Origin of the sequence: Streptomyces sp. NPDC048352 (genome assembly GCF_040651895.1) — a bacterium.
In the GTDB taxonomy this organism is placed as follows: domain Bacteria; phylum Actinomycetota; class Actinomycetes; order Streptomycetales; family Streptomycetaceae; genus Streptomyces.
Genome location: NZ_JBEZKZ010000060.1, coordinates 1 through 11,574 on the forward strand (window position 1 = coordinate 1; position 11,574 = coordinate 11,574).

Consider the following 11,574-nt stretch of genomic DNA (forward strand, 5'->3'; position numbering starts at 1 on the left):
CTGGCCCCGGGGTTGCTGGCCCGGCCCCCCGGGGCCGCGGGGGCCTAGTTAGGCGAAACCCCCTTCCCGCCCCCCTCCCGCCCCCCCCCCCCCCCGCCGCGGGGGCCGGCCGGGACCGTGCCCGGCACCCGGCCGGCACCCGTCAGAGGCAGGACCGCAGTGCCCGGACCAGCGCCTGCGCACGCGGGTCGGCGGTGACCGACTTGGCGTGGGAGTTGGTGACGTAGCCGAAGCCGATGCCCGACTCCGGGTCCGCGAAGGCCAGGGACCCGCCCCGCCCCGGGTGGCCGAAGGAGGCCGGGGACAGCAGCGGGGACGCCGGCCCGTGCAGCATGTATCCCGGGCCGAAGCGGGTGTTCACGACCAGCACCCGGTCGGCCCCGGACGCGAACTCCGTGCCGGCCAGCGCCGAGGTGGCGGGGGTGAAGATCCGCGCCCCCTCCTCCACCACACCGATGGTCGCCGCGTAGAAGCGGGCCAGGGCGCGCGCCGTGCCGATGCCGGCGGAACCGGGCAGTTCGGCCGCCTGGTAGACGGGGTCGTTCTCGTCCGGCAGGGGGTCGATGGCCGCGAAGGCGCGGCGAGTGAGGGAGCCCGGGTCGGCGTACGCCTCCGAAACGTTTCTCCTCGGCCGGGTCTTCAGCAGCCCCGCACCCGCAGGCGGCTCGACCGGCGCCACCCGGCCCACCCGGTGCGCCTCGCCTTCCGGCAGGCCGATCCAGAAGTCCAGCCCGAGCGGCTCGGCGATCTCCTCGGCCAGGATCCCGCCGACGGTGCGGCCCGTCGCCCGGAGCACCAGCTCGGACAGCAGCCAGCTGAAGGTCTGGGCGTGGTAGCCGTGCGCGGTGCCCGGCTCCCAGAAGGCCTGCTGCGCGGCGACCGCGCGCGCCCCGCTGACCCCGTCGGCGGCCTGCGCCGTGGTGAGGCCGCGCTCCAGTGCGGGAACGCCGGCCTGGTGGGCGAGGAGGTGGCGGACCAGCGTCTTCTCCTTGCCGCCCGCCTTGAACTCGGGCCAGTACGAGCCCACCGGCGCGTCCAGGTCCAGCAGTCCGCGCTGGTGCAGCAGCAGCGGCACGGCCGCGGCCACGCCCTTGGTGGCGGAGCGCACGATTGTCGCGGTGTCCTCGGTCCAGGGCCCGCCGCCGTCGCCGTCCGCGTCCTTCGTGCCGCCCCACAGGTCGACGACCTTGCGGCCGTCCCGGTAGACGGCCACCGCCGCGCCGCGGTCCCCGAGCGTCTCGAAATTGCGCGCGAAGGCGTCCCTGACGGGCTCGAAGCCCTCGGTCACCACACCCTGGATGTTCACGAGCAGACAAACAACCGCCGACGGTTGCTTATGCCGCCATATCGCCATGTCGCCATTTCGGCTGTGGCTACGCCGCGGCCACCGAGCGCGGGTCGAAGCCGAACGGCAGCTCCAGCCGGTGCGCACCCATCAGCGCCTCGTCGCACAGCAGGTCCCGGGTGCGTCCGTCGGCGGCGATGACACCCTCGCTCAGGATCACCGAGCGCGGGCAGAGCTCCAGCGCGTACGGCAGGTCGTGGGTCACCATCAGCACCGTGACGTCCAGCGAGCGCAGGATGTCGGCCAGCTCGCGCCGCGAGGCCGGGTCGAGGTTGGAGGAGGGCTCGTCCAGGACGAGGATCTCCGGCCGCATCGCCAGTACGGTCGCCACGGCCACCCGGCGGCGCTGCCCGAAGGACAGGTGGTGCGGGGGCCGGTCGGCGAGCCCGGCCATGCCGACCTGTTCGAGGGCCTCGCGGACCCGCTCCTCCAGTTCGGCGCCCCGCAGGCCGGCCGCCGCCGGGCCGAAGGCGACGTCCTCGCGCACGGTCGGCATGAACAGCTGGTCGTCGGGGTCCTGGAAGACGATGCCGACCCTGCGCCGGATCTCGGCGAGGTTCCGCTTCTCCACCGGCAGCCCGGCCACGGTCACCGACCCGACCCCGCCCCCGAGGATGCCGTTGAGGTGCAGGACCAGGGTGGTCTTGCCCGCGCCGTTGGGGCCGAGCAGGGCCACCCGCTCCCCGCGGCCGATGGTGAGGTCGACCCCGAAGAGGGCCTGGTGCCCGTCCGGGTAGGCGAAGGCCACTCCGGACACCTCCAGGGAGGGCGCGGCGGAAGCGGCGGGGGAAGCAGCGGAAGCAGACGTCACAGCGTCCAACCCATCAGACAGACGGCGAGCGCCGTAACCGGGAGCACGGCCGAGTACGCCCACTGGGCGCGGGTGGCCGTGACGTCGTCGATCACCGGCATGGAGCCGGCGTAGCCGCGGCTGACCATCGCGAGGTAGACCCGCTCGCCGCGTTCGTAGGAGCGGATGAACAGCGCGCCGGCCGTCTTGGCGAGCACTCCCCAGTGCCGGATCCCGCGCGCCTCGAACCCGCGCGAGCGCCGGGCGATCGACATGCGGCGCAGCTCGTCGGTGATGACGTCGCCGTACCGGATCATGAAGGAGGCGATCTGAACCAGCAGCGGCGGCAGTTTCAGCCGCTGGAGTCCCAGCAGCAGCGCCCGCAGTTCGGTGGTGGAGGCGAGCAGTACGGAGGCGGCCACCCCGAGGGTGCCCTTGGCCAGGACGTTCCAGGCGCCCCACAGGCCCGAGACGCTCAGCGACATGCCGAGCACCTCCACCCGTTCGCCCTGGGCGACGAAGGGCATGAGGACGGCGAAGAGGACGAACGGGACCTCGATCAGCATCCGCCGCAGCAGGAAGCCCACGGGAATGCGGGCCGCCGCGGTGACGACGGCGATGAGGGCCGCGTACCCGGCGAAGGCCCACACCGCCTCGCGCGGGGTGGAGACGACGACGACCACGAACGCGAACGTCGCGGCGATCTTGCAGTGCGGCGGCAGTTCGTGCACCGGCGAGTGCCCGTGCCGGTAGAGCTTGTGCGCGTGGCCCGCCCCCATGTCAGCCGGCCGACGGGGCGGCCGTGGAGGCCGCGGTCAGGTCCTGCGCGCGGCGGCGGCGCACGACCCAGAAGACGCCGGTGCCCACGGCGACGGTCGAGCCGACGCCGATGACGCCCGCGAGGCCGCCGGACAGGCGTGCGTCGGTGACGTCCTTGACGCTGTAGTCGGCGAGGGGGGAGCCGGCGGCGGCGTGCTCCTCCACCTTGGTGTCGATGCCCTTGTCGGCGGCGACCTTCTCCAGTCCGTCGGGGCTGGCGGAGGCGTAGAAGGAGACGAAGCCGGCCAGGACGAGGGCGGTGACGAGGCCGCTCAGCCACAGCGTGCGGGTGGAGCGGGCGGCCGCGGGCGCCGGCGTGGCGGCGGGTGCGGGGGCGTCGACCAGCTCGCCGCCGACGCGCAGCTTCAGCGGGACGGTCAGCCGGCGCGCGCCGTGGACCAGGTCGGGCCGTACGGCGATCACGGCGCCGACGGTCGCGGCGGTGATCGCGGCCTCGCCGATGCCGATGAGCACGTGGACGCCGACCATGGCCGTGACGACCTTGCCGATCGGGACGTCGGTGGTGCCGCCGATGGCGTAGAGGGCGGTGAAGGTGGCGGCCGCGGCGGGAACCGAGAGCAGGGCGCCGGTGAAGGCGGCGACGGTGACCGAGCGGCGGCCGGCGGGCAGCAGCCGCAGGAGGCCGCGGAAGACGGCGTAGGCGACGACGACGGTCACCACGGCCATGTTGAGGACGTTGACGCCGAGCGCGGTCAGGCCGCCGTCGGCGAAGAGGATGCCCTGCATCAGCAGGACGACGGCCACGCACAGCACACCGGTGTACGGGCCGACGAGTATCGCGGCGAGGGCCCCTCCCAGCAGGTGCCCGCTGGTGCCGGCGGCGACCGGGAAGTTCAGCATCTGCACGGCGAAGATGAAGGCGGCGACGAGCCCGGCCAGCGGGGCGGTGCGCTCGTCGAGCTCGCGGCGGGCGCCACGCAGGCTGACCGCGACGGCGGCGGCGGCCGCCACTCCTGCGGCCGCCGAGACGGGTGTGTTGATGAATCCGTCGGGCACATGCATGGAGAAGCTCCGCTTCCTCTTTCTCGCACAGGTCTACAGCCGTTCAAGAGTAGTACCCAGTTGCAAATGGTTGGCAAGAGCGGTCGGGTCACAAATAGATCCCTGCGCTTTCGTCGGAATGTGCGAGGCTGGACACGGACAAACGGACGTAAATGATCCGATTTCGAGGAGTCTGGTCGATGTCAGCCGCCGCCGAGAATCCACCAGCCACCGCGGGCACGACCGCGACCGCCGCCCCCGACGCCCCCACCGTGACCGCCACCGCGGCCACCGCCGACGCCGTCCGGGGCGTCGCCATCGAGGAGCGGGTACGCGCGCGGGTGATCACCGACGACCCCCTCTACCGGGCCATTCCGGTGGCCCTGCGCTTCACCCCCGCCGAGCCGCTGGCCGTGCGCGTCGTCTTCCCGGCGGAGCTGTCCCCCGAGGACACCGACAACGAGTGGGTCTTCCCCCTCGCCCTCCTGGAGGCCGGCCTGCTGGCCCCGTCCGGGAGCGGGGACGTACGCATCTGGCCCTGCGGCCGCGTCCAGGCGGTGGTCGAGTTCCACTCGCCCGAGGGCGTCGCCGTCCTCCAGTTCGACAGCGCCGCGCTGCGCCGCTTCCTGCGCCGTACGTACGCCACCACCCGGACGGCGTAGCCGGACGCGACCGGCCCCGCACCTGGGTTCCAGGTGCGGGGCCGGTGTGCGCCGGGTGAGTTCCCGGGCCGGAGGTTGACGCGTCGCGGGTGAGTTCCCAGGCCGGAGGTTGACCCGCGCCGCGGGTGAGTTCCCGGGCCGCGGCTTGACCCGCGGCCCGGGTGGGTTTCCGGGCCGGGAGTTGACTCAGGCGTTGACGAGCTCACGCTGCTTGCCGGGGTCCTCCGGGGAGCCGGGCCCGGACTCGCCGAGGTGCTTGCGCAGGCTCTCGCCCTCCACGTCCACGTTGGGCAGGATCCGGTCGAGCCACTTCGGCAGCCACCAGGCCTTGTGCCCGAGCAGCGCCAGCACGGCCGGGACGATGGCCATGCGGACCACGAAGGCGTCGAAGAGGACGGCGACCGCCAGGCCGAAGCCGATCATCTTGACCATCGAGTCGCTGGCCCCCAGGAAGCCGGAGAAGACGGCGATCATGATGACCGCGGCCGCCACGACCACGCGGGCGCTGTACTGGAAGCCGGTCACCACGGCCTGGCCCGGGCGCTCGCCGTGGACGTACGCCTCCCTCATCCGGGTGACCAGGAAGACCTCGTAGTCCATGGCGAGGCCGAAGACCACGCCCACCATGAAGATCGGCATCATCGACATGATCGGACCGGTCTGCTCCACCCCGAACACCGAGCCGAGCCAGCCCCACTGGAAGACCGCGACGACCGCGCCGAGGGCCGCGACGACCGACAGCAGGAAGCCGAGGGCCGCCTTGAGCGGGACCAGGATCGAGCGGAAGACAAGCATCAGCAGCAGGAAGGCGAGGCCGACGACCAGCGCCAGGTAGGGCAGCAGCGCGTCGTTCATCTTCTGCGAGAAGTCGATGTTCATCGCGGTCTGGCCGCTGACGAACACGTCCTTGCCGTTGCCGTCGCGGATCGAGTGGACCAGGTCCTCGGTCTCGGTGGAGGAGGGCCGGTCCTTCGGGATCACGCTGACGATCGCCGCGTCCTTGGCCTCGTTCTGGCGCGGGGGCATCACGGCCGCCACCCCGTCCAGGCCCTTGATCCGGTCGGCGGTGCGGTCGGCCAGCGCCTTGTCGCCGTCGACGACCACCATCAGCGGACCGTTGAAGCCGGGGCCGAAGCCCTCGGACAGCATGTCGTACGCCTTGCGCTGGCTGGTGGAGACCGGCTTGGAGCCGTCGTCGGGCAGGCCCATCTCCAGCTTGGACGCCGGGATCGCGATGGCGCCGAGGCCGATGACACCGACCAGCAGCACCATGACCGGGCGGCGCAGCACGAAGCGGGCCCAGCGGGTCCCGCCGTTGGCCTTGGGTTCGGCGCCGGCCGGGCGGCCCTTGCCGAACAGCTTGCTCTTCTGGCCGGCGGGCAGCACCTTCCTGCCCGCGAAGCCCAGGATCGCCGGGACCAGGGTGAGGGCGACGAGCACCGCGATGACCACCGTGCCGGCGGCGGCGACACCCATCTTCGTCAGCATCGGGATGTTGACGACGGCCAGGCCCACGAGGGCGATGATCACGGTCAGACCGGCGAAGACGACGGCGGAGCCGGCGGTTCCGGCGGCCCGGCCGGCCGCCTCGTCGCGTTCCCGGCCCTCGGCGAGCTCCACGCGGTAGCGGGAGACGATGAAGAGCGCGTAGTCGATGCCGACCGCGAGGCCGATCATCATCGCGAGGGTGGAGGTGGTGGAGCCGAGGTCCAGCACGTTGGCGAGCGCGGTGATCGAGGACACGCCGATGCCGACGCCGATCAGCGCGGTCAGCAGCGGCAGCCCGGCGGCAACCAGCGAGCCGAAGGTGATGACCAGGACGATGCCGGCGATCAGGATGCCGATGGCCTCGCCGGAGCCCGTCTCCGGGGCCTCCATCAGCGCGTCGCCGCCGATCTCCACCTGGAGGCCGGCCTGCTGGGCGCCGTGGCCCGAGTCCTTGAGCGCTTCGCGGGTTTCGTTCTTCAGCTCCATGCCGCTGACCTTGTACTTCACGCTGACGTAGGTGGTGGAGCCGTCCTGGCTCACCGCCTTCGTCTGGTACGGGTCGTCGACGGTAGCGACTTGGGCGGCGCCCGGGCCGCTCTTCAGGCCGGAGATGAGCTTCTCGACCTCGGCCTTGGTGCCCGGGTCGGTGACCTTGGCACCCGCCGGGGCCTTGATGACGATGCGGGCGGTCGCGCCGTCGGCGGACATGCCCGGGAACTTCTCGTCCAGCAGGTCGAAGGCCTTCTGGGCCTCCGTGCCGGGTATCGAGAACGAGCCGGAGGTGGGCGCGGAGGCCGTCGCGGCGCCGAAGCCCGCGGCGACGAGCAGCGCCACCCATACGAGGGCGACCAGGCCGCGGCGCCTGAAGGCACCGCGCCCGAGCCGGTAGAGGAAGGTGGCCACGTCGTGGTTCTCCCGTTTCAGGTCGTGGGATGGATCCGGGTCGGATCAGGGCGTGGAAAGCCGGCCCGACGACGAGAGCGGCGTGTCAGGAGCAGCAGGAGGGACGTTGTGTACTTCTGAGGAGCTGTGCCCGTTCGTCAGACGCCGAGGGCGGGGAACACCACGGCGTCGATGAACTGGCCGAGGAAGGCCTGGTCGACGGACCGGTCCTCGATCAGCGGGAGCGCGATGAACGCCCCGATGAGCATGTGCGGTACGAAGTCCAGCGCCGGGCAGTCGGGCCGGATCTCGCCCCGCTCGACCGCACGCCGGAGCATCGCCTGGAGACCGTTGATCTCCGGGTCGACCAGCAGGTCGCGCAGCGCCCGGTGCAGTTCCGGACTCTCGTGGACGGCATGGGCCAGGCCCCGCATCAGCGCGGTGTCCTTGGCCATCTGCGCGTCGTCCGAGCACTCGACCATCCGGGCGAAGTCCCCGCGCAGGCTGCCCGTGTCGATCTCCCGGAGGGTGACCGGCTGGGTGCACCGCAGGGCCTTGGCGACCAGCTCCGGCTTGCTCCCCCACTGGCGGTAGAGGGTGGCCTTGCTGGACTTCGTACGTGCGGCGACCGCGTCCATGGTCAGCGCCTCGTAGCCGACCTCCCGCAGGAGGTCGAGGACCGCCCCGTGGAGTTCGGCTTCCCGCTCGGGGGTGATCCGGCTGCGTCGAGCCGACATCACGTCGCTCACCCGGCAACCTGCCTTCATCGCGACACCTCCGAACGAAACGGTTCCGTACTCCTCACTCAGAGACTACCCGCCCGCCTAACGAAACGAAACCGTTCCGTTTCGATAGCGGCCGTGTTGTGGGTCACGCGCCCGGCGGGAACCTTCGGAAACCCCCGCTCACCTGTACGAGTTGCCGGGCCCCCCTGGCGCGGAAAGCATTGGGGGGTGAGCCACGACGTCGCGTACCTCCGCTATCCGCACCTGCACGACGACCTGCTGTGCTTCGCCACCGAGGACGACCTGTGGGTAGCCCCCCTCGTCCCCGACGGCCAGACCCCCGGCCGGGCCTGGCGGATCACCGTCGACCGCACCCGCGTCGGCCACCCGCGCTTCTCCCCGGACGGACGGCACATCGCCTTCACCACCTGGCGCAGCCTCGACCCCGAGATCCACCTCGCCCCCGTGGACGGCGGCCCCGCCCGCCGGCTCACCTACTGGGGCTCCACCGACACCCGCGTCTGCGGCTGGGACCCCGACGGGAACATCCTGGCCGTCTCCTCCCACGGCCAGCCCTTCTCCTACTACTCCTGGGCGTACAAGCTGCCCACCGACGGCAGCCCGGGCGGACGCCTGCCCTGGGGCCCGGTCTCCGACCTCCAGGTGGCCGACGCCGGCGGCGAACACCGCAGCCTGCTGCTGACCGGCAAGCCCCCGCACGAGCCCGCCGCCTGGAAGCGCTACCGCGGCGGCGCCACCGGCCGGCTCTGGCTGCACGGACAGCGGCTCCTGGAGGACCTGGAAGGCCACCTCGACTCGCCGATGTTCGTCGGCGACCGGATCGCCTTCCTCTCCGACCACGAGGGAGTCGGCAACCTCTACTCCTGCCTGCCCGACGGCACCGGCCTGCGCCGCCACACCGACCACGACGAGTTCTACGCCCGGCACGCCTCCAGCGACGGCTCCCGCGTCGTCTACCAGTGCGCCGGCGACCTGTGGCTGGTCGACTCCCTCGCCGCGGACGCCTCCCCGCGCAAGCTGCCGGTCCGCCTCGGCGGCCCGCGCGCGGGACGGCGTACGTACCAGGTGCCGGCCGCCAGCAACGTCGACTCGCTGTCCGTCGACACCACCGGACGCGCCAGCGCCGTCGTCGTACGCGGCAGCCTGTACTGGCTCACCCACCGCGACGGCCCCGCCCGCACCATCGCCGACACCCCCGGCGTGCGGGTACGGCTGCCCGAGATGCTCGGCAGCGGCGGGCAGGTCGCCTACGTCACCGACGCCGAGGGCGAGGACGCGATCGAGATCGCCTACCTCCCCCGCGCCTCCGGCGACCGCGAACCGCGCCGGCTGGCCTCGGGCGAGCTGGGACGCGTGACGGAACTGCTGGCCGATCCCGACGGGGAGCGGCTCGCCATCGCCTCCAACGACGGACGGCTGCTGCTGCTCGACGCGACGGAGGAGTCCAACGGGGAGGTCACCGAGCTCATCCGGTCCATCAACGGCCCCGTCACCGACCTGGCCTTCTCGCCCGACGGCTGCTGGCTGACCTGGTCGCACCCCGGCATCGGGCGGTCCCTGCGCCAGATCAAGATGGCCAGGATCTCCGGCCCGGGCGCCCACGTCGTCATCGACGTCACCAACGGCCGCTTCGAGGATGAAAACCCGGTTTTCACCCGGGACGGCCGTTACCTCGCGTTCCTGTCCTGGCGCGGGTTCGACCCGGTGTACGACGTCCACACCGGCGACCTGTCCTTCCCGCTCGGCTGCCGCCCGTACCTCGTGCCGCTTTCCTCGGCCACCCCCTCTCCCTTCGCCTTCTCCCCCGACGGCCGTCCCGCGGCGGGCGGACTCGACCCCGTCGAGGGCGAGTCCGGCGAGGGCGACGGCACGGTGACGGTGGAGGTGGAGGGCCTGGAGAGCCGGGTCACGCCCTTCCCCGTCTCCGCGTCGAAGTACTCGGCCCTCTACCCGGTGCACGGCGGCGGACTGGTCTGGCTGCGCTGGCCCATCTCGGGCGCGCTCGGCGAGACCTTCGCCAACCCGGCCGACACCAGCGGCAAGCCCACGCTGGAGCACTTCGACATGACCAAGGCCCGCAAGGCGGAGCTGGCCTCCGGGCTCGACTGGTTCGCCGTCAGCGGCGACGGCACCCGCCTCGTCGTCAACGACGACGGCGACCTGCGCGCCGTCCCCGCGACCGAGCCGGGCGACGGTGACTCCACCGTCTACCTCGACCTGCGGCGCATCCTGCACGAGGTGGACCCGGCCGCCGAGTGGCGCCAGGCCTTCGAGGAGGCCGGCCGGCTCATCCCCGCGTACTTCTGGGAGCCGAGGATGTGCGGGATCGACTGGGACGGCGTACTGCGCCAGTACCGCCCCCTCGTCGAACGGATCGCCTCCCCCGACGAGTTCGCGGACCTCATGCGCGAGGTGCTCGGCGAACTCGGCACCTCCCACGCGTACGTCTCCCCCGCCCGCCGCAACGAGGGGCCGCCCCACTACCAGCGGGCCATCGGCCTGCTCGGCGCCAACCTCGTGCACCGCGACGAGGGCTGGGTGGTCAAGCGGATCCTGCCCGGCGAGTCCTCCGACTCCAAGGCCCGCTCCCCGCTCGCGGGCACCGGCATCCGCGAGGGCGCGGTCCTCACCCACGTCGACGGGCGGCCGGTCGACCCGGTGACCGGCCCGTACCCGCTGCTCTCGGCGGCCGGCGGCACCACCGTCGAGCTCACCTTCGAACCCGCCGAGGGTGAGGGCCGGGCCCGGCGGGTCGCGGTCGTCCCGCTGATCGACGAGCGGCCGCTGCGCTACCAGGACTGGGTGTCCAAGCGCCGCGCCGTGGTCCGCGAGCTGAGCGGCGGCCGCTGCGGCTACCTGCACATCCCCGACATGGGCGGCTCGGGCTGGGCGCAGTTCAACCGGGACCTGCGCATGGAGATGTCCCGGCCCGCCCTGATCGTGGACGTACGCGGCAACGCGGGCGGGCACATCAGCGAGCTGGTGGTGGAGAAACTCACCCGTTCGATCCTCGGCTGGGACCTGACCCGGGGCGCGCAGCCCGTCTCGTACGCGTCGAACGCGCCGCGCGGCCCGATCGTGGCACTGGCCGACGAGGCGACCTCCTCCGACGGCGACATGATCACGGCCGCCTTCAAACTGCTGGGCCTGGGCCCGGTGGTGGGCCAGCGCACCTGGGGCGGGGTCGTCGGGATGACCGGCCGGCACACCCTGGGCGACGGGACGGTGATCACCGTTCCGATGAACGCCGCCTGGTTCCCGGAGTACGGCTGGTCGGTGGAGAACCACGGCGTGGAGCCGGACCTGGCGATCCTGCGCACCCCGCTCGACTGGGCGGAGGGGCGGCACGCGCAGCTGGACGACGCCGTGCACCTGGCGCTGGAGCTGCTGGAACAGGATCCGGCCGCGGTGCCGCCCGGCTACACCGACGTACCGGACCTCCGGCGCCCGAAGCTGCCGCCGCGGGAGTAGGGCCCGGCGGCGGAGCGAGCCGTGCGGAAGGCGGCATGCGGAAGGGGCCCGGTCCGTACCGCGGTACGGACCGGGCCCCTTCGCGCGTGAACGCGGTGAGGCGCGGTGAGCGCGGTGAGCGTCAGGCCCGGCCGTCGAGTCCGTCCCTCACGTCGTCGGACGACGCCTCCCCCGACACCCTCTTTTCGCCGGTACCGGCGGCGCGCCCGGACACCCCGTCCTTCGCGCCCTGCCCGGCCTTCTCGGCCCGCTCCCTCAGCTGGTTCGCCTTGTCCCTGAACTGGTCCTTGAGAGACATGCTTCATCACTCCGTACGGAACTCGGTGGTGGGGGCCCGACCAGACTGACACGGAGTGACAAAGTACGCAT

Annotated in this window: 9 protein-coding genes; 2 read left to right on the forward strand and 7 right to left on the reverse strand. The window is 72.5% G+C overall.

Translation table 11 applies throughout. From position 1 onward, the window contains the following. Positions 1-142 precede the first annotated feature (142 nt). The 4 genes from AB0D45_RS25685 to AB0D45_RS25700 all read right to left on the reverse strand — a co-directional run bounded on the left by AB0D45_RS25685 (position 143) and on the right by AB0D45_RS25700 (position 3,977). Positions 143-1,306 carry a serine hydrolase domain-containing protein gene (locus tag AB0D45_RS25685; RefSeq protein ID WP_362463036.1) on the reverse strand — a complete coding sequence of 388 codons (1,164 nt, stop codon included), beginning with the start codon at positions 1,304-1,306 and terminating at the stop codon, positions 143-145. 67 nt (positions 1,307-1,373) lie between these two features. Further along, positions 1,374-2,165: an ABC transporter ATP-binding protein gene (locus tag AB0D45_RS25690; protein WP_361597368.1), complete on the reverse strand. Its 792-nt coding sequence runs from the start codon at positions 2,163-2,165 to the stop codon at positions 1,374-1,376. Next, positions 2,153-2,914 carry a cobalt ECF transporter T component CbiQ gene (cbiQ, locus tag AB0D45_RS25695; RefSeq protein ID WP_362463039.1) on the reverse strand — a complete coding sequence of 254 codons (762 nt, stop codon included), beginning with the start codon at positions 2,912-2,914 and terminating at the stop codon, positions 2,153-2,155. The genes AB0D45_RS25690 and cbiQ overlap by 13 nt, the downstream gene beginning before the upstream one ends. Before the next feature lies 1 nt (position 2,915). Beyond that, positions 2,916-3,977, reverse strand: coding sequence for an energy-coupling factor ABC transporter permease (locus AB0D45_RS25700; RefSeq protein WP_362463042.1), 1,062 nt, complete (start codon positions 3,975-3,977; stop codon positions 2,916-2,918). Between the two features lie 179 nt (positions 3,978-4,156). On the opposite strand from AB0D45_RS25700, the gene AB0D45_RS25705 reads away from it, so the two are divergent. Further along, positions 4,157-4,618 carry an SsgA family sporulation/cell division regulator gene (locus tag AB0D45_RS25705; RefSeq protein ID WP_361597377.1) on the forward strand — a complete coding sequence of 154 codons (462 nt, stop codon included), beginning with the start codon at positions 4,157-4,159 and terminating at the stop codon, positions 4,616-4,618. 186 nt (positions 4,619-4,804) lie between these two features. On the opposite strand, the gene AB0D45_RS25710 is transcribed toward AB0D45_RS25705, so the two are convergent. Beyond that, positions 4,805-7,009, reverse strand: a complete 2,205-nt coding sequence (locus tag AB0D45_RS25710) for an MMPL family transporter (protein WP_362463045.1) — start codon at positions 7,007-7,009, stop codon at positions 4,805-4,807. 137 nt (positions 7,010-7,146) lie between these two features. Further along, on the reverse strand, positions 7,147-7,725 hold the full coding sequence (locus AB0D45_RS25715; protein WP_361597509.1) for a TetR/AcrR family transcriptional regulator: 579 nt from the start codon (positions 7,723-7,725) through the stop codon (positions 7,147-7,149). Positions 7,726-7,941: 216 nt separating this feature from the next. Here AB0D45_RS25715 and AB0D45_RS25720 point away from each other — a divergent pair, with 216 nt between their 5' ends. After that, positions 7,942-11,205 (forward strand): S41 family peptidase, encoded by a 3,264-nt coding sequence (locus AB0D45_RS25720; RefSeq protein WP_362463048.1) that lies wholly within the window; start codon positions 7,942-7,944, stop codon positions 11,203-11,205. 121 nt (positions 11,206-11,326) lie between these two features. Here AB0D45_RS25720 and AB0D45_RS25725 read toward each other — a convergent pair whose 3' ends face one another. Further along, entirely contained in the window at positions 11,327-11,503 is a 177-nt protein-coding gene (locus AB0D45_RS25725) for a hypothetical protein (protein WP_362463051.1), read from the reverse strand. Positions 11,504-11,574 lie beyond the last annotated feature (71 nt).

What these genes read in the sequence shown, in the direction of transcription:
- cbiQ (WP_362463039.1), bottom strand. Translation starts at nt 2,914, where the DNA reads ATGGGGGCGGGCCACGCGCACAAGCTCTACCGGCACGGGCACTCGCCG.
- AB0D45_RS25700 (WP_362463042.1), bottom strand. Translation starts at nt 3,977, where the DNA reads ATGCATGTGCCCGACGGATTCATCAACACACCCGTCTCGGCGGCCGCA.
- AB0D45_RS25705 (WP_361597377.1), top strand. Translation starts at nt 4,157, where the DNA reads ATGTCAGCCGCCGCCGAGAATCCACCAGCCACCGCGGGCACGACCGCG.
- AB0D45_RS25725 (WP_362463051.1), bottom strand. Translation starts at nt 11,503, where the DNA reads ATGTCTCTCAAGGACCAGTTCAGGGACAAGGCGAACCAGCTGAGGGAG.
- AB0D45_RS25715 (WP_361597509.1), bottom strand. Translation starts at nt 7,725, where the DNA reads ATGTCGGCTCGACGCAGCCGGATCACCCCCGAGCGGGAAGCCGAACTC.